18 protein-coding genes are annotated in these 23,724 nt (G+C 65.3%); 8 read left to right on the forward strand and 10 right to left on the reverse strand.

What is annotated here, in order from left to right; translation table 11 throughout:
- Window positions 1-39 precede the first annotated feature (39 nt).
- Together M1B35_RS02790 and M1B35_RS02795 are read left to right on the forward strand one after the other, a co-directional pair.
- Window positions 40-1,224 (forward strand): DUF3142 domain-containing protein, encoded by a 1,185-nt coding sequence (locus tag M1B35_RS02790; RefSeq protein ID WP_268261216.1) that lies wholly within the window; start codon window positions 40-42, stop codon window positions 1,222-1,224.
- The gene (locus tag M1B35_RS02795) at window positions 1,211-3,334 is read left to right on the forward strand and encodes a hypothetical protein (protein WP_268261158.1); all 2,124 of its coding nucleotides are present in this window, start codon (window positions 1,211-1,213) and stop codon (window positions 3,332-3,334) included. The genes M1B35_RS02790 and M1B35_RS02795 overlap by 14 nt, the downstream gene beginning before the upstream one ends.
- 3 nt (window positions 3,335-3,337) lie before the next feature.
- On the opposite strand, the gene lpdA is transcribed toward M1B35_RS02795, so the two are convergent.
- From lpdA to M1B35_RS02830, 7 genes are all read right to left on the reverse strand, one after another.
- Window positions 3,338-4,738, reverse strand: coding sequence for a dihydrolipoyl dehydrogenase (gene lpdA, locus M1B35_RS02800; protein ID WP_268261159.1), 1,401 nt, complete (start codon window positions 4,736-4,738; stop codon window positions 3,338-3,340).
- A 195-nt stretch (window positions 4,739-4,933) separates the two neighbouring features.
- A complete protein-coding gene (locus tag M1B35_RS02805; protein ID WP_123327956.1) occupies window positions 4,934-5,866 on the reverse strand; it encodes a phosphatidate cytidylyltransferase in 933 nt (310 codons plus the stop codon).
- A gap of 1 nt (window position 5,867) precedes the next feature.
- Window positions 5,868-6,488 (reverse strand): lysophospholipid acyltransferase family protein, encoded by a 621-nt coding sequence (locus M1B35_RS02810; protein WP_123327955.1) that lies wholly within the window; start codon window positions 6,486-6,488, stop codon window positions 5,868-5,870.
- A 9-nt stretch (window positions 6,489-6,497) separates the two neighbouring features.
- Window positions 6,498-6,953, reverse strand: coding sequence for a hypothetical protein (locus M1B35_RS02815; protein WP_268261160.1), 456 nt, complete (start codon window positions 6,951-6,953; stop codon window positions 6,498-6,500).
- On the reverse strand, window positions 6,943-8,283 hold the full coding sequence (locus M1B35_RS02820) for a phosphatase PAP2/dual specificity phosphatase family protein (RefSeq protein WP_268261161.1): 1,341 nt from the start codon (window positions 8,281-8,283) through the stop codon (window positions 6,943-6,945). The genes M1B35_RS02815 and M1B35_RS02820 overlap by 11 nt, the downstream gene beginning before the upstream one ends.
- Entirely contained in the window at window positions 8,283-10,040 is a 1,758-nt protein-coding gene (locus M1B35_RS02825; RefSeq protein WP_268261162.1) for a bifunctional alpha/beta hydrolase/class I SAM-dependent methyltransferase, read from the reverse strand. Before M1B35_RS02825 ends, M1B35_RS02820 begins: the two co-directional genes overlap by 1 nt.
- A gap of 10 nt (window positions 10,041-10,050) precedes the next feature.
- Window positions 10,051-10,674: a CDP-alcohol phosphatidyltransferase family protein gene (locus tag M1B35_RS02830; RefSeq protein ID WP_268261163.1), complete on the reverse strand. Its 624-nt coding sequence runs from the start codon at window positions 10,672-10,674 to the stop codon at window positions 10,051-10,053.
- Window positions 10,675-10,934: 260 nt separating this feature from the next.
- On the opposite strand from M1B35_RS02830, the gene hflK (M1B35_RS02835) reads away from it, so the two are divergent.
- The 5 genes from hflK (M1B35_RS02835) to cfaB all read left to right on the forward strand — a co-directional run bounded on the left by hflK (M1B35_RS02835) (window position 10,935) and on the right by cfaB (window position 18,345).
- Complete coding sequence (hflK, locus tag M1B35_RS02835) at window positions 10,935-12,890, forward strand: protease modulator HflK (protein WP_268261164.1); 1,956 nt, start codon at window positions 10,935-10,937, stop codon at window positions 12,888-12,890.
- Entirely contained in the window at window positions 12,887-13,951 is a 1,065-nt protein-coding gene (hflC, locus tag M1B35_RS02840; RefSeq protein WP_268261165.1) for a protease modulator HflC, read from the forward strand. The genes hflK (M1B35_RS02835) and hflC overlap by 4 nt, the downstream gene beginning before the upstream one ends.
- Complete coding sequence (gene hflK / locus M1B35_RS02845) at window positions 13,948-15,006, forward strand: protease modulator HflK (protein ID WP_268261166.1); 1,059 nt, start codon at window positions 13,948-13,950, stop codon at window positions 15,004-15,006. The genes hflC and hflK (M1B35_RS02845) overlap by 4 nt, the downstream gene beginning before the upstream one ends.
- Complete coding sequence (locus M1B35_RS02850) at window positions 15,003-16,904, forward strand: heavy metal translocating P-type ATPase (RefSeq protein ID WP_268261167.1); 1,902 nt, start codon at window positions 15,003-15,005, stop codon at window positions 16,902-16,904. The genes hflK (M1B35_RS02845) and M1B35_RS02850 overlap by 4 nt, the downstream gene beginning before the upstream one ends.
- 253 nt (window positions 16,905-17,157) lie before the next feature.
- Entirely contained in the window at window positions 17,158-18,345 is a 1,188-nt protein-coding gene (cfaB, locus tag M1B35_RS02855; RefSeq protein WP_123327947.1) for a C17 cyclopropane fatty acid synthase CfaB, read from the forward strand.
- Here cfaB and cls read toward each other — a convergent pair.
- The gene (cls, locus tag M1B35_RS02860) at window positions 18,342-19,781 is read right to left on the reverse strand and encodes a cardiolipin synthase (RefSeq protein WP_268261168.1); all 1,440 of its coding nucleotides are present in this window, start codon (window positions 19,779-19,781) and stop codon (window positions 18,342-18,344) included. The two genes, cfaB and cls, sit on opposite strands and share 4 nt — an antisense overlap.
- Before the next feature lie 131 nt (window positions 19,782-19,912).
- On the opposite strand from cls, the gene M1B35_RS02865 reads away from it, so the two are divergent.
- Window positions 19,913-20,434, forward strand: coding sequence for a DUF3617 domain-containing protein (locus M1B35_RS02865; protein ID WP_123327945.1), 522 nt, complete (start codon window positions 19,913-19,915; stop codon window positions 20,432-20,434).
- A gap of 15 nt (window positions 20,435-20,449) precedes the next feature.
- Here the strand turns inward: M1B35_RS02865 and thrS are convergent, their stop codons facing one another.
- Both thrS and M1B35_RS02875 read right to left on the reverse strand, forming a co-directional pair.
- The gene (thrS, locus tag M1B35_RS02870; RefSeq protein ID WP_268261169.1) at window positions 20,450-22,351 is read right to left on the reverse strand and encodes a threonine--tRNA ligase; all 1,902 of its coding nucleotides are present in this window, start codon (window positions 22,349-22,351) and stop codon (window positions 20,450-20,452) included.
- A gap of 34 nt (window positions 22,352-22,385) precedes the next feature.
- Entirely contained in the window at window positions 22,386-23,723 is a 1,338-nt protein-coding gene (locus M1B35_RS02875) for a dihydroorotase (protein WP_268261170.1), read from the reverse strand.
- Window position 23,724 lies beyond the last annotated feature (1 nt).

Genomic DNA, 23,724 nt, shown 5'->3' on the forward strand with positions numbered 1-23,724 from the left:
TGCCTCCAAGGGCCGCACTCGCGATTAGCCTCAGCCGGTATTCGTTTCGCCGCGCTGCTGCTGGGCGTGCTGCTGCTCAATGGCTGTGAGCAGCGGGCCGCGCCGCCCCTGGATCAGCAGGTGTATGTCTGGCAGCGCCAGTGGAAAGACGCCCATCGCGAGGCGCTGGCGCACAGCCGCGAGGACTTTTCCACGTTGCGCGTCCTGGCCTTGCAGGCCTTTCCCAAGGCGGGGTGGAGCCGGGCACGGATCGATGCCCAGTCGCTCAAGGCCGACGGCCGCCCGCTGATCGCCGTGGTGCGCCTCGACGGCCAACTGCCGGCCCTGGACCAGGACCAGATCAACACGCAGATCCAGCTACTGCTGGCCGACTGGCAAGCCCAAGGCCTGACCCTGGCCGGGCTGGAAATCGACCATGACGCGGGGGTTGCCCGGCTGCCGGGTTACCAGGCCTTTCTGGCCCAGTTGCGCAACCGCCTGCCGAGCACCCTGGCCCTGAGCATCACCGCCTTGCCGTCCTGGCTTGGTAGCCGTGAGCTGCCGGCGCTGCTGGCCACGGTGGACAGCAGCGTGCTGCAGGTGCATGCGGTGAGCGACCCGCGCCTGGGGCTGTTCGAACCCGGCCAGGCCCGGCAGTGGGCCCAGGCCTGGAGCAAGGTCACCGATAAACCCTTCTACCTGGCCTTGCCGGCCTACGGCGTGGCCTTGCTGTCGAACACCGAAGGCGCGCCCCTGGTGGAAAGCGAAGTGGCCATCGAGCAGGCCGGTGAACGTCAGGAGCTCATGGCTGACCCCCGGCAACTGGCAACCCTGGCCCTGGAATTACGCAAGGATCCGCCACCACACTTGGCGGGGCTGATCTGGTTTCGCCTGCCGCTCAAGGGCGATCGCCGGGCCTGGAGCCTGACCACCCTCAAGGCCGTGGCCCGGGGCGAGGCCCTGGACAGCCAGCTCGGCCTGTCGCTGGTCGAGCAGGACGGGCTCTTCGATATCCGCCTGCGCAACCAGGGCAACCTCGACAGCCCTTTGCCGGAACACCTGACCCTGGCCGTTGCCCAATGCGACGGCTTCGATGCCGTGGCCGGTTACACGGTGCGCCAGCAGGGCCCACAGCTGTTGTTCAGCCGCCAGCAACCCGCTCGCCTGGCCGCGGGCGGTGAGCGGGCTGTGGGTTGGGCGCGCTGTACAAAAATTGATCAAGGAGCTTCCCATGTTCGCCCCTAAACCCCGGCATCTGCTGTGCCTGAGCCTGTGCCTGCCGTTGACCTCGGCCCTGGCGTGCGGGCCGTATTTCCCCATGCGCCTGCTCAGCGACCGGGCCTACAGCCTGGCGCAGTTGCCGGAAGGCAGCTTCATCCTAGAGGCCAGTCGCCTTGGTCCGGCGATCGACGGCCTGCAGCCCTTGACCGATGCCTTGGTCAGCCAGAGCTACCAGAAGACCAAGGCCGAGAACGCAGGCCTGAGCCCGGAGCAGGCCGGCTTGTTGGTCCAACTGCGCGAACTCAGAGACGCCCATGAGGCTGAGCGCCGGGGCGCCACGTTGCCTCGGGAAATCAATCTCTACACCGCTGGCGCCGTGGCCTTCAACGCCGGCGATTACACCCTGGCGGCGGAGTATTTCCGCCAGGTGCTGGCGTTGCCAGCGGCCCAGCGCGCCCAGCGCAGCACCTGGGCGGCCTACTCCCTGGGGCGCTCGTTGTACGCCTTGGGCCTGGACGCCAGCGAACTCGATGACGCGGCCCGCCAGGCCAGCCTGCTCCAGGCCCGGCAAGCCTTCCAGCAAGCCCGGCAATTGAGCATTGAAGGCTTCAGCGACCCGCTGGCCCTGGGCATTGCCAGCCTTGGCGAGGAAGCGCGGCTGGTGAAAATGGACGGCGACTGGCAGCGGGCGATTGAGCTGTACGCCAGCCAGAGCCGCCTGGGTTCCGACACCGGCACCAGCTCCCTGCGGGAGTTGGCGGCCGAGTTGGCGAGCCTGCCCGATGAGCAGTTGCAAGGCCTGCTGAGCCACAGCGCGGTGCCCCGGTTGTTGGCGGCGGTGATGATCGGTTACCTGGACAACAGCTCCGGTGAAACCACCGACTCGAACAAGAAAATCATCAGCCTGCTCAGCAACAGCCCCCAGGCCAGCCTGGACAATGCCGATCGCCTGGCGGCGCTGAATTATCAGATGGGCGACTACGCCAACACCCAGCGCCTGCTGGAAAAGGCCGGCGACAGCGGTCTGGCCTGGTGGCTGCGGGCCAAGCTGGCGGTCCGCGCCGGCGACAAGCAGGCGGCTGCCGAGGCCTATGCCAAGGCGTCCAAGGCCTTCCCCCGGGACGAGCAGTGGGGCGAGCGCACGGATGGCGAGGGCTATTACGAAACCCTCAAGCCTGGTTGCCGGGTCGATGGCGAAAACGCCCTGCTGGCCCTGGACCGTGGCGACTACCTGCAAGCCTTCCAACTGCTGTACCGCAGCGAAGGCATTTACTGGCAGGACGCAGCCATGGTGGCCGAGCGGGTGCTGAGCCTGGACGAGCTCAAGCAGTTCGTCGATGAGCAGGTGCCGGCCCCGCCGTACACGCCGCCCAAGGCCGACGACTATTACTCGACCTTGCCGGTGGCGGCGCAATTGCGTGAGTTGTTGGGGCGTCGCTTGCTGCGCGAAGGGCGTTACGCCGAAGCCCCGGGTTATTTCGCCAGCCCCGAGTTGCAGGCTGCGGCCAAGGCTTACGGCGAATACCGGGAGCAGGCCGAGTCTGCCTGGCTACCGAGCCGTCGGGCCGAAGGTTATTACCAGGCGGGCCTGTTGGCGCGGCGTTCAGGCATGGAAATCCTCGGCTACGAGATGGGCCCGGATTACCACAGCCTTTCGGGCAGCTACAGCCTGGAGATCAGCGAGCCGGTGGCCGGGCCCTGGATCGGTGCCGATGAAGTGCAGCGCCAGCAAGCGACCCGGGCCGAGCCCGACGTGCGTTACCACTACCGTTATGTGGCCGGCACCCTGGCCAACCGGGCGGCGGACCTGCTGCCGCACACCAGCCAGGCCTTCGCTGCGGTGCTGTGCAAGGCGGCGCGTTGGACCCGGGGCAGTGACGTCGAGTCGGCGGCCTATCAGCGCTATGTCGAGAACGGGCCCTTTGTGCAGTGGGCTGAGAACTTCGGCAACGAGTGTGAAGACCCGGACTTCTCCGGTGCCAACAAGCGTTACCTGACCCAGTTTGTTGGTGACCTGCGCCAGACCCTGGCGCCGATCAAGGGCCCGCTGCTGGCCGGGGGCGCCCTGGTGCTGCTGGCTGGCGGCGGCGCCTTGTGGTGGCGTCGCCGCAGCGGTCGCGGGGTCGCGCCCTAGGCCTTACATCTGGGTGGCCAGGCCCTCCACATTCATCGCCGCCTGGCGCAGAGCTTCGGAACGCGTCGGGTGGGGATGGCAGGTCAGGGCAATGTCCTGGGCCGAGGCGGAAAACTCCATGGCCACGCAGTATTCGCCAATCATCTCGCTGACGCTCGGGCCCACCAGGTGCACGCCGAGGATCTCGTCGCTGTGGGCATCGGCCAGGACCTTGGCGAAGCCCTCGGTCTCGTGGTTGATCTTGGCCCGGCTGTTGGCGGTGAAGGGAAACTTGCCGACTTTGTAGGCGCGACCGGCGGCCTTGAGCTGCTCTTCGGTCTGTCCGACGCTGGCCAGCTCCGGTTGGGTGTAGATGACGTTGGGGATCAGGTTGTAGTTGACCTCGCCAGCCTTGCCGACGATCTGCTCGATGCAAGCCATGGCTTCGTCTTCGGCTTTGTGGGCGAGCATCGGGCCTGACGTGACGTCGCCGATCACCCAGACCCCTTGCGCCTCGGTGCGATGCCGGCGGTTGCCGAGCATGCCGCGCTGATCGGTGTTCAAACCGACATTTTCCAGCCCCAGGCCCTGGGTGTAGGGGCGCCGACCAATGGCCACCAACACGTAGTCCGCCTCTATCTGTTCGGCTTCGCCACCGGCCGCCGGCTCCACCTGCAGTTGCACGCCCTGGCCTGAAGACAAGGCGCGGGTGACCTTGGTGCCGAGCTTGAACTGGATGCCCTGTTTGGCCAGGGAACGCTGCAAGGTCTTGCCGGCTTCGGCGTCGGTGCCCGGGCAAATGCGCTCCAGGTATTCAATCACCGTCACTTGCGCCCCCAGGCGGCGCCAGACCGAGCCCAGTTCCAGGCCGATGACCCCGGCGCCAATCACCACCAGGTGCTTGGGCACTTCCGTCAGGGACAAGGCGCCGGTGGAGTCGAGAATTCGTTGGTTGTCGATCTCCACCCCGGGCAGCGGCGTCGGTTCCGAGCCGGTGGCGATGACGATGTCCTTGGCGTGCAGCTCGGTCTTGCTGCCCTGGCTGTCGGTCACGGAGACCCGGCCGGGCCCGTCGATATGGCCCCAGCCCTTGATCCAGTCGACCTTGTTCTTGCGGAACAGAAACTCGATGCCCTTGGTCAGGCCGGCCACGCTGTCGTCCTTCTGCTTCATCATCTGCGCCAGGTTGAGCTGCGGCTTGACCTCGATCCCCAGGTTGGCGAACTCCGCACCCATGGCCGCCGCGTAAAGCTCTGAGGCATGCAGCAGGGCCTTGGACGGCATGCAGCCAACGTTCAGGCAGGTGCCGCCGAGGGTCGCACGGCCTTCGACGCAGGCGGCCTTGAGGCCCAGCTGACCGGCACGGATGGCGGCGTTATAACCCCCGGGGCCGCCCCCCAGAATCACGACGTCGTAGTTGCTCATGGCGGATCTCCTGCGCAGGAATCGGGCTGTAAAGGTAGGTGGTGGAAAATATTACGAGCGTAATATGTTCTGCGCAAGCCACACCGGTCAAGCCTGGTGTGTGGGAAAGGAGCGGTGGTTGCGGAGGGATCGTCGGCCAGCCGGCGCCTGCGGGGAGCAGGCCTCGGCTGGCCGGCAAGGGCTAGCGGCTGGGTGTCAGGTCCACCAGTAGCGCACCAGGTGGAAGAAGATCGGCGCCGCGAAACACACCGAATCCAGGCGGTCGAGCATGCCGCCGTGGCCTTCGATCATGTGCCCCCAATCCTTGACCCCGCGGTCGCGCTTGATGGCCGACATGACGATGCCGCCGGCGAAGCCCAGCAGGTTGATCAGCAGGGCGATCAGGAACGACTGCCAGATGGCGAACGGGGTGATCCACCACAGCGCACCACCGATCAGCGACGCCAGGAAGATCCCGCCGACGAAGCCTTCGACGGTTTTCGACGGCGACAGGTTGGGCGCGATCTTGCGCTTGCCGAAGAGTTTTCCACAGACGTACTGCAGCACGTCGGAGAGCTGCACGACGATCACCAGGTAGGCGATCAGCAGCAGGTTGCGGCCTTCGTAGCCGGCGATGTCCAGGGTCAGCAGGGCCGGTACGAACGACACGCAGAACACCGCGATCATCAAGCCCCACTGGACTTTGGACGCCCGCTCCAGGAAGTGCGTGCTGTCGCCGCCCAGGGAGGCGAGGATCGGCAGCAGCAGGAACACATAGACCGGAATGAAAATCGAGAACAGCCCGTACCAGTCCGAGTAGATCAGCAGGTATTGCAGGGGCAGGGCCAGGTAGAACGCGGCCACCAGCGCCGGGTAGTCGCTGCGTCGGGTCGGCGTCAGGGTGAGGAATTCCCGCAGGGCATAGAACGACACCGCGTAGAACAGCAGGATCACCGCACCGGTGCCGAGCCAGAAAGCGATGCCGATCACCAGCACCATCACCCACCAGGCGTTGATCCGCGCGTTGAGGTTTTCAATCACGCTGTTGGGGGTGCCACGGGTTTTCAGCTTGAGGATGAATCCGATCAGCGAGGCCAGCACCAGGATCGCGCCGATTCCGCCGAACAACATCAGGGTTTGCTTATCCATGTCAGGAATGCTCCGGGGCCAGGGCCAGCAGCGCGTCGCGGCTGCGTTCGAGGAACTGCTCTTTGCTTTCACCCTCTTCCAGGTTCAGCGGGGCGCCGAAGCTGGTGGTGCAGAGCAGGGGCAGGGGCAGGAAACGGCCCTTGGGCATGACGCGGTTGAGGTTGGCGATCCACACCGGCACCAGTTCCGCCTGTGGGTAACTTTTCGCCAAGTGGTAAATGCCGCTCTTGAACGGCAACAGGCCGTCTTCCAGGTTGCGCGTGCCCTCGGGGAAGATAATCAGCGAGTCGCCGTTCTCCAGGGCGTCGAGCATGGGCTGCAGGGGGTTATCCACAGGCTCCTTGCGCTCGCGGTCGATCAGCACGCCGTTGAACACGCGGTTGATGATGTAGCGCCGCAGCGGGCTCTTCTGCCAGTAATCGGCGCCGGCCACGGGCCGGGTCAGCTTGCGCAATGCCGGCGGTAGCGAGGCCCAGAGCAGCACAAAGTCGCCGTGGCTGCTGTGGTTGGCGAAGTAGATGCGTTGCCGCCGTTGCGGTTCACAGCCAAGCCACAGGCTGCGAGCCCCGGTGATGGAGCGGGCGGCGGAGGTGATCAGGTTGGCGACCAGGGGTTCGAACATGAGAATTCCTTATCCAGCGAAGGTCAGCCAGGGGCTGGCCAGGATCAAGCCCAGTGTCAGTAGGAGTTGTGCAGCGAGCAGCAGTGCCTGGCGGCGTAACAACGCCAGGGCACCTTGAATCCGGGGTTCCCAGGGGCGGCCGCCGCGTGCCGCCGGCTGCAGGCCGAGGGCGGCCAGGGCCTGGTCCAGTGCCGTGGCGCGTTCTGCCACAGGCGCCGTTGAGTCGGCTGTCACCTGGAACAGTTCGGCGTCGAAGGCCACCCGCAGGGCGAAGTATTTTTCCAGCAGGCCAAGCACCAGCAGCGTCACGCTGAGCAGCAGCCCCCAGAGGCTGACGCTGCCCAGTAGGTACTGGCCCAGGCCCAGCAGCGCGCCGAGCAGGGTCAGGCCAGTGGATAACTGGTCCAGGGCCTTACCCCGCCGCAGCAGGGCGGCCACGCTGAACAGTTGCAGGTCAGTGGGCATGGGCTGCCTCACGGGTTGTGGATAAGCCTGCCAGGGCCTGGCGGTGGGCCGGGTGCAGGACGATTTGCGGGCGCACTCGCCGAATCTGCGCCACGGCGTCATCCACCGTGGCCGCGCGGCCTGTGGATAACAACCAGGCGGCCAGGGCCGTGGCGCTGCGCGAGTAGCCCAGGGCGCAACACACCAGCAGCGGGCCGTGGCCGCGCAGCGCCTCGATGGCATCGGCGGCGGCCTGGCACTGTTCGCGGCTGGGGGCGGTCAGGTCCAACACCGGCACTGAGCGATACGCCACGCCCTGGCTGTCCAGGGACAGTTCGGCGCAGAGGTCGACCACGGCACGGAACGGGCTATGTTTCAGCTCGTTGGCCGTGGGCAGGCGACCGAGCCAGACGTTATCCACAACCTGATCCGGCTGTGGATGTTTTTTTGTCCACAACCGCGAGTTGATCCACGCCGCCGCCAGGTAGGGCGCCAGCAGCCAGCGCGCGGCCGGGGTCAGGCGTCCGTCCTGGCGTTTTTGAAAGCCCGTGGCGCCCAGCAGGGCGTAGTTCAGGCTCACCAGCAGCAGGGCCACGGCAGGCCAGATCAGCCACAGCCAGGTGCCGCCCAGGAAGCTCGGGGCGGCCAGCAGCGCCGCGCCCAGGGCGTAGCGCAGGGCCAGGCGTCGGCGTTGCGGGTCCTGGGCCAGCCGTGCGCTGAACAGCGGGCTTGGCCGGTCCAGAGGCCACAGCCAGACGCACAGCCAGCCGGCCAGTGCGCCGGTGGGCACATCGACGAAGTGGTGTTGATAAGTGGTCAGCACCGACACCCCGATCAACGCGAACCAGCCATGCACCAGCACCCGCCACAGGCCCTGGGTGTGCCGCGCGTAGCAGGTCCAGAGCACCACCAGCAGGGCAATGTGCAGGGACGGTGCCTGGTTGAAGGGTTTGTCGAAGCCGGCCAGCACCGCGAACATCCAGCCGAACACGCCCTCCAGGGGCGGCCGTTCGAAGGTGAAGGTCAGGGGCCAGAGCAGGAAACAACTGACGGCAATCAGCTGCGCCGTGAGCAGGCGCAAGGCGTGGCGCTTGAGCTCGTCCCGGGTGTTGGGCAGCAGCAGCGACAGCCCGTAGAGCAGGTCGATGGACCAGTACGGCACGATGGTCCAGGCCCAGAACGGCATGTGCCGCTCCCAGTCGAACACCAGGGTGCCAACGTCGTCGCGCTGGCTGGTGAACCATGTGGCAAAACCGTAGGTGCTGAAAAACAGCGGTGCCAGCAGCAACAGCCAGAGCACCGCCGGTTTCAACAGGCCGGGTTCGCGCGTGGGCAACACCCTGCCGGTCATCATTGCACCCGTTGCGCCAGGGACACGCTGAAGATCCCCCACTCATCCACGCGCATGGTCACTTTGCGGAAGCCTGCGGCCTCCACCAACTGGTCCATCTCCACCTGGCTGCGGCGGCGCATGACCCAGGCCTGGCCTTCGCGGTGGCTGGTCAGGGCGCGGGCGATCAGTTCCAGCTGCGGGTGCCATGGCTGGCCGGTGTAGACCAGGTAACCGCCGGGTTCCACCGCCTCGGCCAGGCCCGCCAGGGAGCCACCGACCATGCTGTTGTCAGCGAACAGTTCATACAGGCCGGAGACCACCGCCAGGGTGGGTTTCGGGTCCAGGGCGGCCAGGTCTTCGCGGTCGAAGGCGTTGCCTTTGACGAAGCGGGCGATGTCACCCAGGCCTTTTTCCTGGATCAGTGCGCTGCCGTCACGCACGTTGATGTCGCTGTAGTCGCGCAACAGGATCGATTCCGGCAGCGGGCTGACCCCTTGCAAGGCTTCGAGGATGTAGCGGCCGTGGCCGGCGGCGATGTCGACGATGCGCACTTCGCTCTGCTGCTCGCGCAGCTGTTGCATGGCCAGGCGCAGAAGCTCCTCGACGTGCAGCTTGCGCTGGCGGATGCCTTTCCAGCCGATGGAGTTCAGGTAGTTCTGGTCGATCATCCGGCCCACGGCGCTGCGCCCGCTGGGGCGGTTGCGGTAGACGTAGTCCAGGGTGCTGCCGGAGTCGAAACCGGTGTCGAAACCCAGCTTGACCCCGTCCGACAACTGGCTGCCCAGGCGCATGCTGGCGCGGGTCATGCGCCAGTACAGGTCACGCGGGGAGTTGTGGGGCAGTGGTGCGGCCAGGGATTCGGACTCGGCGCAGGTGGCCCCCAGGACGTCGGCGTGCAGCAGGGAAGGGCGCTTTTGCGGGCGCTCGAAGTTCTGCAGGATAAAGCGTCGGGCACTGGCCACGGCCGGGGCGCGATTCTTCTCGCCCAGGGTGTCGTGGAAGAAGCCTGGGAGGATGTGTTTTTCCTTGTGCAGGGTTCCCAGGCGTTCGAAGAACTGTTCCTGGGGTTTGCGCTCCACCACGAAGTCCGAGCCGGAAATCAGCAACTGGGTCGGCACCTGGATCGCCTGGGCATCGGCCACCACGCGGTCGGCAGCTTCATACAGGCCCAACAGCACGTTGACCGAAATGGCCTTGGTGATCAGCGGGTCGCTGTCGTAGGACGCCACGCGCTCCGGGTCATGGCTGAGAAAGCGCGCCTTGACGTAGCTGTTGACGAAGAAGTTGCCGCGCAGCTTGCGCATCAGCGCCAGGCCCGGACGGGCGAAAGGCACGTAGAGCTTCACCTTGAAGGCCGGCGAGGCCAGCACCAGGGAGCGGATGCGTGGCGCGTAGTCGTGGACCCAAGTGGAGACGATCACCGCGCCCACGCTCTGGGCCACCACGGCCAGGTTGTCTTCGGCGATCTGATGGGCCGTGCCGATGTGATCGCAGAAGGTCTGCACGTCACGCACGCTGGTGGCGAAGCTCGGGCTATCGCCACGGGCGCCGGGGGATTGGCCGTGGCCCCGGGAGTCCCAGGCAAAGAAGTCGCAGTGGGGCAGGTCCAACTCGTCCACCAGGTGGGCGATACGCCCCGAATGCTCATGGCCGCGGTGGAACAGCAGCACGGCCTGGCGAGGTTCGCCGGGCACGGCCGCGGGCGCAGGCCAGTGGCGATAGAACAGTTCGACGCCGTCATGGGTAGTGAAGGACTGATGTTGGGCTTCGCGCATTACCATTTCCTTATGCTGTAGGGGCGTTGTTCTGCACTTCTTTCAGGCCCTGGCGGACCCGGTTGACCAGGGTGTAGATCAGCAGCGCGGCAACCAGTGCCAGCACGCCGTTGATCCACACGGCCGCGAGCCAGCCCAGGGCAATGCCGGTGGCCAGCACGCCGAAGATAAAGGCTCGATCACTTTTGCCCATGGGCCCGTCGTAGCGCCGCGAGGCCCCGACCATGGGCCCGAGCACACCGGCGTATTCACTGAACAGGGCCAGCAGAGTGACCAGCAGCACCAGCACCAGGCTGACGCCGGGCAACAGGGCAAAGGGCAGGATCAGAGCGCTGTCGGCGACGATGTCGCAGAGTTCGTTGAGGTAGGCGCCGAGGCGGGATTGCTGGCCGAACTCACGGGCCAGCATGCCGTCGATGGCGTTCAGCGCCATGCGCAGGATCATCCACAGGGGAATCAGGACGAAGAGCCAGGTGTGTTGGGCGAAGGCGGCAATCAGCACCCCCAGCAGCACGGACACCACGGCCGCCAGCACCGTGACCTGGTTGGCCGTGGTGCCGTTGTCGTACAAACGCTGCACCAGGGGCCGCAGCAAATTCTGAAAGCGCGGTTTGAGCTGGTAGATCGAGAGCATGGTGGGACCTTTCCTTGTCACGCATGGGGTAGCAGGTGCGGATTATTGGCATAAATGCCGAAGGCCGGACATCAGAACTTTCGGCAACAATCCAGTGCTGTCTCGTGATGGTTCGACGCACCTCGCGCAGCAAAAGACATGGCGCGCTGACAAAAATTTCACCACTATCGTTATATCGTAACGAATTGTTTCGATTGGCAGCCGCCTGAGGGGTTATCCACAGGCTGTGTTTTCTGCAGGACGACAGACGCTGGGGTGCTATGCGAGTCGATTTAGAGGCTGAAGGGGAGGGGCTTGAAGCCCTGCCACGGTTTCAGCAGGCGGGGCTTCACCGGCGGCGTTCTCAGCGTTGGGGCGTGGTCCTGGCGGCAATGGCCGGCCTGGGGCTGGTGGCGGCGTTTTTTGTCGATCTGTTCGCGCCCCAGTCGATCTGGCCGGCGTTGTTGGTGAATCAGGCGGCGGCCTTGCTGGTGCTGGTGGCCGGGTTGCAATCGGCGGCGACCGTCAGCACCTGGCGTCAGCACGCGCTGGCGCCGCCGGACCTCACCCTGGCGCCGCCGTCCGAGCCTGAGGTTATTCACGGGGCGTATGAGCGGCTGTTGGCCTGGATCGGCGAGCGCGGGGCGCACGGGTTGGCACAGATCGGCGCGCCCACCTTGTGGCTGGGTGGCTGGGCACTGTTGATCCTGTTCAGCGTCCGGGCCATCTGGAACCTGGCGTTGCCGGCTGCGGCCCTCGGCCTCAATGCCAGTGTCGCGGCGGTCCTGGGCTTGTTGCTGGCGTTTGCCTTGTTGGTGTTTGAGCGCCACTTGGCCCAGCAAGCGCCGGAGCAATGGCCGGAAGCGGGCGCCCTGGCCGCCTTGGCACGGGTGGCGATCATCAGCCTGGTTCTCGGTGCCGTGAGCCTGTTGTTCAGCAGCGACGCGGCTTTGTGGCCGGTACGGCTGGCCGTGCTACTGGGCCTGTTGCCGGCCCTGGTGGCCCTGGAGTTGTTGCTGCGGGCGTTGTTGTCACTGTTCAGCCCGCGTCGCGAGTTGCAGGAACCGCGCCTCTTGGCCCACAGCATGCTGGCCGATCTGCTGCGTTGGCCGCCTCGGCCGCTGCAAGTCTTGCAGCACGAACTGCACAACCGTTTCGGCATCGACCTGCGACAGATCTGGGCGTTCACCTACATGCGCCGGGCGTTGTTGCCGGTGCTGCTGGTGGTGGTGTCGGTGGGTTGGCTGTTAACCGGGGTTCATGAAATATCCCTGCAAAGTCGCGGTATTTATGAGCGCTTTGGCAAACCCGTGGCGGTGTTTGGCCCCGGTTTGCATGTCGGGTTGCCGTGGCCGTTGGGCCGGGTGTTGGCGGTTGAAAACGGCGTGGTGCATGAACTCGCCAGCAGCGTTGGCGATACCCCCGCGCCGGTGCCGACATCGGCGGCGGAAGGCCCGGCGCCGACCACGGCCAACCGACTGTGGGACGCGAGCCACGTGAATGACAAATCCCAAGTGATTGCCAGCGGCAGTAGCGATAAGCAGAGCCTGCAGATCGTCAATATGGACGTGCGTTTTGTCTACCGCATCGGCCTCAGCGATCAGGCGGCCCTGGCCGCCACCTACAACAGCGCCGATGTTCCAGCGCTGATCCGCAGCACCGCCAGCCGGATCCTGGTGCATGACTTTGCCTCCCGGACCCTGGATGGCTTGCTCGGCGAAGACCGTACTTCCCTGGCCGAGGACATTGGTCGGGCGGTGCAGGCCGATTTGCAGCGGCTCGACAGCGGGGTGGAAATCCTCGCCACCGTGGTCGAGGCCATTCACCCGCCAGCCGGCGCGGCCAATGCCTACCACGGGGTGCAGGCCGCGCAGATAGGTGCCCAGGCCCTGATTTCCCGCGAGCGTGGCGCTGCCAGTGAGCAGACCAACCAGGCGCAGTTGCAGGCCAGCGTTGCCCGCGACCAGGCCGACGCCGATGCCCATGAAGCCCGGGCCACGGCGAAGGCGGCCGACCTGCGTTTTGCCGCCGAGCAAAAAGCCTACGCGGCGGCGGGGCAGGCCTTTGTTCTGGAGCAGTACCTGAGCCAACTGAGCCTGGGTCTGAGCCACGCCAAGCTGCTGATTCTTGATCATCGATTGGGCGGGGCCAGCGCGCCGACCCTCGATCTGCGTACTTTCACTGTGCCGGCCGACCCTTCGGTACCCGGCAAGGCCGCGCCAGGAGCCGTCCATTGAGCCAGTCTTCCGCTACTCACGATCAGCATGACGATCATGCGTCGAACCACGAAGGTCATGACCATGGCCACGCTCATCATCACGGCCACCATCATGGGCATCACCACCACGGTCACCCAGGCGAGGCGGGGCCGTTTCCCTGGCGGCGCATGGGCTGGGCCCTGTTGCTGGTGATGTTTGCCGTGGCGGCGGCGAGCCTGGTGCAGGTGCGCTCCGGTGAAGCCACGGTGATTACCCGCTTCGGCAACCCGGCGCGGGTGCTGCTGGAACCGGGTTTGAACTGGCGCTGGCCAGCGCCGTTCGAAGCGGCGATCCCGGTGGACCTGCGCCTGCGCACCACCTCCAGCGGCTTGCAGGATGTCGGCACCCGCGACGGTTTGCGGATTATCGTCCAGGCCTATGTGGCCTGGCAGGTGCAGGGCGACCCGGACAATGTGCAGCGCTTTATGCGTGCGGTGCAGAACCAACCCGACGAAGCGGCACGGCAGATTCGTACCTTTGTCGGCTCAGCCCTGGAAACCACCGCCAGCAGTTTCGACCTGGCGAGCCTGGTGAACACGGATGCCGGCAAGGTGCAGATCGCCGATTTCGAAGCTCAGCTGCGCAAACAGATCGACCAACAGTTATTGAGCACCTATGGCGTTCGGGTCCTGCAAGTGGGCATTGAGCGGCTGACCTTGCCCTCAGTCACCCTCAGCGCCACCGTGGACCGGATGCGCGCCGAACGTGAAACCATTGCCACCGAGCGCACGGCCGTAGGCAAACGCGAAGCGGCGCAAATCCGCTCGGCAGCCGAGCGTGACGCGCGAATTCTGCAAGCCGATGCCACGGTGCAGGCGGCGCAGATTGAAGCCCAGTCCCGGGTTGAAGCGGCGCAGATTTATGGTCGCGCCTACGCCAGCTCGCCCCAGCTGTACAACTTGCTGCGCTCCCTGGACACCTTGGGCACGGTGGTCACCCCTGGAACCAAGCTGATTCTGCGCACCGATGCGGCGCCGTTCCGGGTGTTGGTGGACGGCCCGCCAAGCCTGGGCAATAAAGCCGCCGGGCCGCAGCCATGAATAAGGTTCCACGTGGAACATCCGAACTGGGCAGCCCGTGGATTCAGGCTGGGCGTTTGGCATTTATCGCCCTGTATGGGGTGACGGTGCTCGCAGCACTGGCCTGGGTTTTCTCCAACGTCAGGCAGATCGACCCGCAAAATCGCGCGGTGGTTCTGCATTTCGGCGCCCTGGATCGGGTGCAGAATGCCGGGCTGTTGTTGGCCTGGCCGCGGCCCTTTGAGCAGGTGGTGTTGCTGCCGGCCGCCGACCGGGTGATCGAGCGCCGGGTCGAAGGCTTGTTGCGTTCCGATGCCGCCTTGCAGGGGGATCGGGTAGCGAGTTTTGCCACACCGTTGAGCGATGCCCTGGCCGGCTCCGGTTATTTGCTCACCGGTGATGCCGGGGTGGTGCAACTGGATGTGCGGGTCTTTTACAAAGTCAGCGAGCCGTATGCCTTTGTGTTGCAGGGCGAGCATGTGCTGCCGGCCCTGGATCGCCTGGTCACCCGCAGCGCGGTGGCACTGGCCGCAGCGCGGGACCTGGACACTATTCTGGTGGCCCGGCCGGAGCTGGTGGGCGCCGATCACTTGGCCGCTGAGCGTCGCGAACGTCTGCGCGGTGACTTGTTGCAGGGTATCAACCAGCGTTTGGCGCAGTTGACGGCCAGCGGTCAGAGCCTGGGCATCGAAGCCACTCGGGTGGACGTGCAGTCCAGTTTGCCGGAGCCCGCGGTGAGTGCCTTTAATGCGGTGCTGACCGCCAGCCAGCAGGCCGACAAGGCTGTGGCCAATGCCCGCACCGACGCGGAAAAGCTCAGCCAAAGCGCCACCGAACAAGCGGATCGCAGCCTGCAGGTCGCCCATGCCCAGGCCAGTGAGCGTTTGGCCGGCGCCCAGGCGCAGACCGCCACGGTGCAAGGTCTGGCCGAGGCGCAGCAGAGCGGCAGCGACCCGGACATGCTCCTGCGCCTGTACCGCGAACGCCTGCCGAAAATTCTTGGCCAGGCCGGGTCGGTGACCACGGTCAATCCCCAAGACGATTCCCGCCTGATTATCCAGGGAGCCCAACCATGACCGCCCACTCTCACGCCGCTCCGGCGAGCATGCTGACGTCGGCCGAACAACGCAGTGCCGCGCGGCAATTGACCCTGGCCATGCTTGCCTTGGGCCTGCTCGGTTTGGGGTTGGCTTGGCGCTGGTGGGCTGCCGACCAAATGGGTGTCAGCCAATTGTTGCTGGGGGTCGCCTCCCTATTGGTGGCCGTGCCAGTCATGCGTTCGGCTTGGTACAGCCTGCGTTACCCCAGCTTGCATGGCATTACCGATCAGTTGATCGCCCTGGCCATGCTCGGGGCCTGGGCCACCGGTGACCTGCTGACCGCCGCCTTGCTGCCGATCATCATGATCTTTGGCCATGTGCTGGAAGAGCGCAGCGTGATCGGCTCCCAAGAGGCAATCGACGCCTTGGGCCGTTTGACCCGCAGCCACGCGCGCTTGGTGCAGGCCGATGGCAGCATCCTGGAAGTGGACAATGCCAGCCTCAAGGCCGGGGATCAGGTGGAAGTGCGCGCCGGGGATCGGGTGCCCGCCGATGGTCGGGTGCTGTCCGGGCAGGCGAGCCTGGACACGGCACCCATCACCGGTGAGTCGGTCCCGTTGGAGGCCGTGGTCGGGACCCTGGTGTTTGGCGGGGCGATCAACCTCGACGGTTTGCTGCGTTTGCAGGTGACCCGCACCGGCCATGAATCGACCCTGGGCAAAGTCATCGCCCTGATGCAGAACGCCGAGCGCTCCAAGCCACCGATCACCCGTCTGCTGGAGCGTTATGCCGGCAGCTATCTGGTGCTGGTGTTGCTGCTGGCGGCGGTGACCTGGTTCATCACCCATGACGCCCAAGCCATGCTCGCGGTGTTGGTGGCAGCGTGCCCGTGCGCCCTGGTGCTGTCGGCGCCGGCCACGGCCATCGCCGGAATCGCCGTGGCGGCCCGGCACGGCATCCTGATCCGCAGCTCGGCCTTCCTCGAGGAGTTGGCGGACCTGACCTCCCTGGTGGTGGACAAGACCGGCACCCTGACCTTTGGCACCTTGCGCTTGCAGGCGCTCGACACCCACCTGGAGGATCACAGTCGTTTGCTGGGCCTGGCGGCGAGCCTGGGTTCAGCCAGCAGCCACCCGGTGAGTCGGGCCCTGGCTGGCCTGGTAGCGCCCGACGCCTACCTGCCACTGGAGGAGATTCGTGAACGCCAGGGCCTCGGTGTGGTGGCCCAGACTGAGCAGGGCGAAGTGGCGCTGGGTCGCCCGGAGTTGTTCAGCCAACTGGGCATCGTCACCACGGCAGTACCGGCCCATGACGGGCCGATTGCCGGGCTGGCCCTGAACGGCGAGTTTCTCGGTTGGCTGCTTCTGGCCGACAGCGTCAAGCCTGAGGCGCGGCAGGCCTTGAGTGAGTTGCGTGAGTTGGGCCTGGGCCGGCAGTTATTGTTGACCGGGGACCGCCACAGCGTGGCCCAGCAACTGGCGCAGGACGTCGGCATCAGTGACGTTGAGGCCCAGGCCTTGCCGGAAGACAAACTCAACCGCGTGCTGGGGGAAATCGGCAAAGGCTTCCGGCCGATGGTGGTGGGGGATGGCATCAACGATTCCCTGGCACTCAAGGCCGGGGTGGTGGGCGTGGCCATGGGGGCGGGCGGGGCAGACATCGCCCTGGCCTCGGCGGACGTGGTGCTGATCGGCAGTGATTTGCGGCGCCTGGGTACGTGCGTGCGCTTGAGCCGCGAGTGCCGGCACACCTTGCAGGTCAATGTGGTGATTGGCTTGGGCTGGACCCTGGCCATCGTGGCCTTTGCCGCGTTTGGCTGGCTGGGGGCGGCAGGGGCGATGATTGCTGCGTTGCTGCACAACCTCAGCACCTTGCTGGTGTTGGGTAACGCCGGGCGGTTGCTGCGCTTTCAAGAACCCCTGGCCAAGCTCTGAACCGGGCAAGCCGGCACAGCTGCCTGGGCGTTCCGATGGCGCTGGGCAGCGCTGCTGAACTAGTGAGCGGCACCCGCAGTCCTCTATCAAGAGGGCGCGCCGTTACCTGCGGCACAGCGCTGAAACGGTGGGCTGACGGCGGCGGGTTACGGCGTAGCGGCTTATAGAAGCGGGCTATCAAATCGATAGCCTGCTAATTTTCAGCGATGGTCTACCCTCTTTTTCAGACGTCTGAAACAAGGGGGGATTTTCCATGCTCGCGCAACTTCCACCGGCCTTACAGAATCTGCATCTACCGCTGCGCTTGCGGCTCTGGGATGGCCATGAGTTCAACCTTGGGCCTGAGCCTAGCGTCACCATCGTGGTCAAGGACCCACAGCTGGTCGCGCAACTGAGCCATCCGAGCCTGAATGCCCTGGGAGGCGCGTTTGTCGAGGGCAAGCTGGAACTCGAGGGTTCCATCAGCGATGTGATCCGCGTCTGCGATGAATGGAGCCAGGCCTTGCTGGGCGCCGATGACGACAACCTGCCGTCGCGCTCGGTGCATGACAAGGCCACTGATGCCGCGGCCATTTCCTACCATTACGACCTCTCCAACGCCTTCTATCAGCTCTGGCTCGACAGCGACATGGCCTATTCCTGCGCCTATTTCGAGACCGGCAGCGAAAGCCTGGAACAGGCCCAGCAGGCCAAGTTTCGCCATCTGTGCCGCAAGCTGCGGCTGCAACCCGGGGACTATCTGCTGGACGTGGGCTGTGGCTGGGGCGGGCTGGCGCGCTACGCCGCCCGTGAGTTCGGCGCCAAGGTGTTTGGCATCACCCTGAGCAAGGAGCAACTGGCCCTGGCGCGGGAGCGGGTGGCAGCCGAAGGCCTGGAGGGCCAGGTCGAGCTGCAACTGCTGGATTACCGTGACCTGCCCCAGGACGGTCGCTTCGACAAAGTGGTGAGTGTCGGCATGTTCGAACACGTGGGCCACGCCAACCTGGCGGAGTACTGCAAGACCCTGTTCGGCGCCGTGCGCGAAGGCGGCCTGGTGATGAACCACGGGATTACCGCCAAGCACACCGACGGTCGCCCGGTGGGGCGCGGGGCCGGCGAGTTTATCGAGCGTTATGTGTTCCCCAACGGCGAGCTGCCGCACCTGGCGATGATCTCTGCCGAGATCAGCGAAGCGGGGCTGGAAATCGTCGATGTCGAGAGCCTGCGCCTGCATTACGCGCGGACCCTGGACCATTGGAGCGAGCGCCTGGAAGACAACCTCGAAGCCGCCGCCCGGGAAGTGCCGGAGCAGGCCTTGCGGATTTGGCGCCTGTACCTGGCCGGTTGCGCCTACGCTTTCGCCAAGGGCTGGATCAACCTGCACCAGATCCTTGCGGTGAAGGCCCACGCCGATGGCAGCCATGAGTTGCCGTGGACCCGCGACGACATCTACACGCCTTAAAGAATCGGAGAAATCAGCCGCGCGATCCGCATGCCCAGCTGTTGCAGGCGGTGGGTCTGGTGGCTTTCTTCCCGGGCCACTTCTCGGGCTTGGGCAAAGTCTGCCGTGAGCATGTGCTCGACCTCGGCGGCAAAACCTTCATCCACCGTCAGCAGCATCACTTCGAAGTTGAGGCGGAACGAGCGGTTGTCCAGGTTGGCGCTGCCGATCGCGCTGATTTCGTTGTCGATCAGCACCACCTTCTGGTGCAAGAACCCCGGCTGATAACGGAACACTCGGACCCCGGCGCGCACCGCTTCAAAGGCATACAGGCTGGAGGCGGCGTAGACGATGCGGTGGTCGGGCCGCGAGGGCAGCAGAATGCGCACGTCCACACCCCGTAGCACCGCCAGGCGCAGGGCGGCGAAGACCGCTTCGTCGGGGATGAAATAAGGGCTGGTGATCCACACTCGCTCATTGGCGGCGTGGATGGCTTCGACGAAGAACAGGGAACAGGTTTCGTACGGGTCCGCCGGGCCGCTGGCCAACAATTGGCAGAGCACCCCGTCATCGGGGTAGGTGTCCGGGAGGATCAGCGGCGGCAGTTGCCGCGACGCCCAGAACCAGTCTTCGGCGAAGGATTCCTGCAAGCACGCCACCACCGGGCCGCTGACCTGCACATGGGTGTCGCGCCAGGGCGCCAGCGGCGGCTTCTTGCCCAGGTACTCATCGCCCACGTTGTGCCCGCCGACAAACCCCAGCAGGCCATCGACCACCACAATCTTGCGGTGGTTGCGGAAATTCACCTGGAAGCGATTGAGCCAGCCACTGCGGGTGGCGAAGGCGTGTACCTGGACTCCGCCGTCCCGCAGGGGCTGCAGGTATTCGTGGGGCAGGGAGTGGCTGCCGATGCGGTCATACAGCAAATGCACCGTTACCCCCTCGGCGGCCTTGTGCAGCAGCAGGCTTTGCAGGCGTCGGCCCAGGTCGTCGTCGTGAATGATGAAAAACTGGATCAGCACCGCGCTGCGGGCTCGGCGGATGGCGTCGAAGATGGCCTCGAAAGTGGCTTCGCCATTGATCAGCAGGCGCACCTGGTTATTGGCCAGGCACGGCATGCGCCCGAGCTTGGGCATGGCCCGCAACGACGCGTAGGCGCTGGAGGCGCGAGCGGTCAGGGCTTCCTCGACCCAGGGTCGCCAGTTCAGTTCGTTGATGGCTTTGTGCATTTCCAGGTTGGCCTGGCGCCGCGCCTGGATGTAGGCGTCGAACGTGCTGCGGCCGAACACCAGGTAGGGAATCAGCGTGAGGTAGGGGATGAACATCAGCGACAGGGCCCAGGCGATGGCGCCTTGGGCGGTCCGCACGGTGAGCACTGCGTGAAGGGCGGCGATCAGCCCGAGGAAATGCAGCAGTGCGATCAAATAGCCAAAAAGGTGGGGGCCAAAGTAATCCATGGGGCAAGGCAGCTCCTGAAGACTCAATGCCTAACAGACCATGTTCCACAGCGAATGTCGCTATTTTATTCGCCGTGCAACACTTGCAGGTTTCCGGCGTCTAACGGCCACTACTGTCTAGGAGTTATGCAATGAAGCTTCGTCTACTGGGTTGCGCCATGGTCCTGGGTGTGTCGCTGCCGCTGGCCGCGCAGGCGCAGATGCTGCAGCCGGGCTTGTGGGAATTGACCAGCAGCAACATGAAGGTCGACGACCAGAACCTGCCCGATTTGTCGTTGATCCTTGGCCAGTTGCAGCAGCAGATGACCCCGGAGCAGCGGGCGATGCTGGAGAAGCAAGGCGTGACAGTCGGCGGCAAGGGCATCCGCTCCTGCTTGACCCAGGCTCAGGTGCAGTCCGACAGTATTCCCCTGCAGGACCCGCAATCGGGCTGCAAGCAAGAGATCACTGAACGCAGCGGCAACCAGTGGAAATTCCGCTTCAGTTGCCCCAAGGCCCAGGGCACCGGCGTGGCCACCTTTATCAGTGATCGCGAGTTCACCAGTAAAGTCAGCGGCACCTTCAATGCCACGGGCATCCAGCAGAAGGGCAGCATGGACACCCGCGCTGTATGGCTCGGCCAGGATTGCGGCACGGTCAAGCCGCGCACCTGATCGCCATTCCCACCGTCAGCGACTGGCCGCCGCCATTCGCTGCACCGCCTGCTCCAGTGGCAGCCGCCCCAGGTCTTCACCGTGGCGGCTGCGCAGGCTGACAAATCCCCCATCTTTTTCCTTATCCCCCAGCACCAGCAAGTACGGCACTTTTTGCAGGCTGTGCTCGCGAATCTTGTAGCTGATCTTCTCGTTGCGCAGGTCGGCCTGAACCCTCAACCCTCGTTGGCGCAAGGCGTGGGTGACTTGCTGCGCGTACGTGCTCTGGTTTTCGCTGATGTTCAGCACCACCGCCTGATGGGGTGCCAGCCAGTAGGGCAGGGCGCCGCTGTAATGCTCGATGAGGATGCCGATAAAACGCTCCAGGGAACCGAACAAAGCCCGGTGCAGCATCACCGGCTGACGGCGTTCGCCCTGTTCGTCGATGTAGCTGATGTCAAAGCGCTGCGGCAGGTTCAGGTCCACCTGTAAGGTGCCGCACTGCCAGTCACGGCCGATGGCATCGCGCAGCACGAACTCCAGCTTGGGCCCGTAGAAGGCGCCTTCGCCGGGGTTGAGCTGGTAGTCGATCTGCATGCCCAGCAGCGCCCCGGACAGGGCGCCTTCCAACTGATCCCACACCGCGTCGCTGCCGATGCGATTGGCCGGACGGGTGGAGAGTTTCACCGCCACATCGGTAAAGCCGAAGTCACGATAGATGTCGAACACCAGGGCGATGGTGCGGGCGCACTCGTCCTGCATCTGCGCCGGGGTGCAGAAGATGTGCGCGTCGTCTTGGGTGAAGTGGCGTACCCGCAACAAACCGTGCAGGGCTCCGGAAGGTTCGTAGCGGTGGACCTTGCCGAACTCGGCGATGCGCAGCGGCAGGTCGCGGTAGCTTTTCAGGCCGCGGTCGAAGATCGACACCGCACCGGGGCAGTTCATCGGCTTGAGGGCGAACACCCGCTGGTCTTCGGTGCTGGTGGTGAACATGTGGTCGCGGTAGTTCTGCCAGTGTCCGGAAGTTTCCCAGAGCCCGCGGTCCATGACGTCCGGGGTGTTCACTTCCTGGTAACCGGCCTGTTCCTGGCGCTGGCGCATGTAGCCCAATAGTTGCTGGAACAGGCTCCAGCCCTTGGCGTGCCAGAACACCGAACCCGGCGCGCAGTCGTCGAAGTGGAACAGGTCCAACTGCTGGCCGAGTTTGCGGTGGTCCCGCTTGCCGGCCTCTTCCAGGCGCGTGAGGTAGGCGTCCAGGTCTTTCTGGCTGGCCCAGCAGGTGCCGTAGATCCGTTGCAGCGGTGCCAGGCTGGCATCGCCGCGCCAATAGGCACCGGCCACCTTGGTCAATTTGAAGGCCTGGAGCTGACCGGTGCTGCGCAGGTGCGGGCCCCGGCACAGGTCTTCGAAATCCCCTTGGCGATACAGCGACAGCACCTGGCCCTCGGGGATGTCGCGGATCAGCTCGACCTTGTAGTGCTCGCCCCGGGCGCTGAAGTGTTCCAGGGCTTGCTCTCGCGACAGCTCGCGGCGCTGCACGCTGTGGTTGGTGGCAGCCAGGCTGCGCATGCGGGTTTCGATCAGCGCCAGGTCGTCGGGGGTGAAAGGGCGCTCGTAGGCGAAGTCATAGAAGAAGCCGTCCTCGATCACCGGGCCGATGGTCACCTGGGCCGAAGGGTAGAGCTGCTTGACCGCCATCGCCAGCAGGTGGGCGCAGGAATGCCGGAGGATCTCCAGGCCTTCGGGGTCGCGGCCGGTGACGATGCTCAGTTCGGCATCCTGTTCCAGCAGATGGTTGCAGTCCACCAGCACGCCGTTGACCCGGCCGGCAATCGCCGCCTTGGCCAGGCCCAGGCCGATGCTGGCGGCCACCTCGAACACGGATAACGCTTGGTCGTACTCACGGCACGAGCCATCAGGTAGGGTGATGCGGATCATCTTCGGTGGTCCTTGGGGTTCGCTTCAGGGGGAGTCAACGCAGGAACCGCAGAGGCAAACCCTGGCAGTCGTCGTAGAGGCGCTCGTTGTGCCAGGCAAGCTGCCCGGAGACCACGGTGGTACTGACACTGTGGCGAAAGCGCCGCTCGGCGAAGGGCGTCCAGCCGCATTGGCTGAGCACCGGCTGGCGGGCCACGGCCTTGCCGGCGGGTTCCGGGTGGATCAGCACCAGATCAGCCCAATAACCTTCGCGCAGGTAGCCACGGTCGGGAATGGCGAATAGGTCGGCGACCCGGTGGCTGGTCTTGGCCACCAGGGTGCTCAGGGGCAGCAGGCGGTCGGCGACCAATTCCAGCAAGGCGGGCAGGGCGTGTTGCACCAGGGGCAGGCCGGCGGGGGCCTGGGCGTAGGGCCGCTGTTTCTGCTCCCAGGTATGGGGCGCGTGATCGCTGCCGATCACGTCCAGGCGGTTGCTCAACAGGGCCTGGCGCAAGGCGTCGCGATCGTCTTGGCTCTTGATCGCCGGGTTGCATTTGATCTGGTGGCCCAGGCGCGGGTAATCCCGGTCGTCGAACAGCAGGTGGTGCAGGCAGACCTCGGCGCTGATGCGTTTGTCGGCCAAGGGTTTGTCCTCGAACAAGGCCAGTTCCCGGGCACTGGTCAGGTGCAACACGTGCAGGCGGGTGCCGTGTTTTTTCGCCAGGGCCACGGCCAGGGACGAGGAGCGGTAGCAGGCGTCGGCGTCACGGATCCGCGGGTGAGCAGCGGCGGGGATGGCGTCGCCGAACAGTTCGCGCCATTGGGTTTCGTTGGCCTGGATGCTGGGGGTGTGTTCGCAATGGGCCAGGAGCACGGTCGGCACCGTGGCGAACAGGCGCTCGAGGATCTGCGGGTCGTCCACCAGCATGTTGCCGGTGGAGGCGCCCATGAACACTTTGACCCCGGCCACCCGTTGCGGGTCCAGGGCGGCGACGGTGTCCAGGTTGTGCTGGCTGACCCCGAAGTGAAAGCCGTAATTGGCCACCGAGGCGATGGCGGCGCGGCGCATCTTGTCCTCCAGGGCGGCCAGGGTCAGGGTGGCCGGCGAGGTGTTGGGCATGTCCATAAAGCTGGTGATACCGCCGGCCACCGCGGCCCGGGATTCGGTATAAAAGCTGCCTTTTTCCGGGGCCCCGGGCTCGCGAAAATGCACCTGGTCGTCGATCATGCCCGGCAGCAGCCACTGGCCTTGGGCGTCGATTTCCACGTCAGCGTTGTGCCCGTCGATGCTGCTGGCGATCTTCTCGATGCGCCCTTGGACGACCAGCAAGTCGGCATCGAACTCCTGGCCTTCGTTGACCAGGCGGGCATTGCGAATAAGGAGGTGGCCCATG

It is taken from the genome of Pseudomonas morbosilactucae (genome assembly GCF_023241665.1).
Taxonomy (GTDB): Bacteria; Pseudomonadota; Gammaproteobacteria; order Pseudomonadales; family Pseudomonadaceae; genus Aquipseudomonas; species Aquipseudomonas morbosilactucae.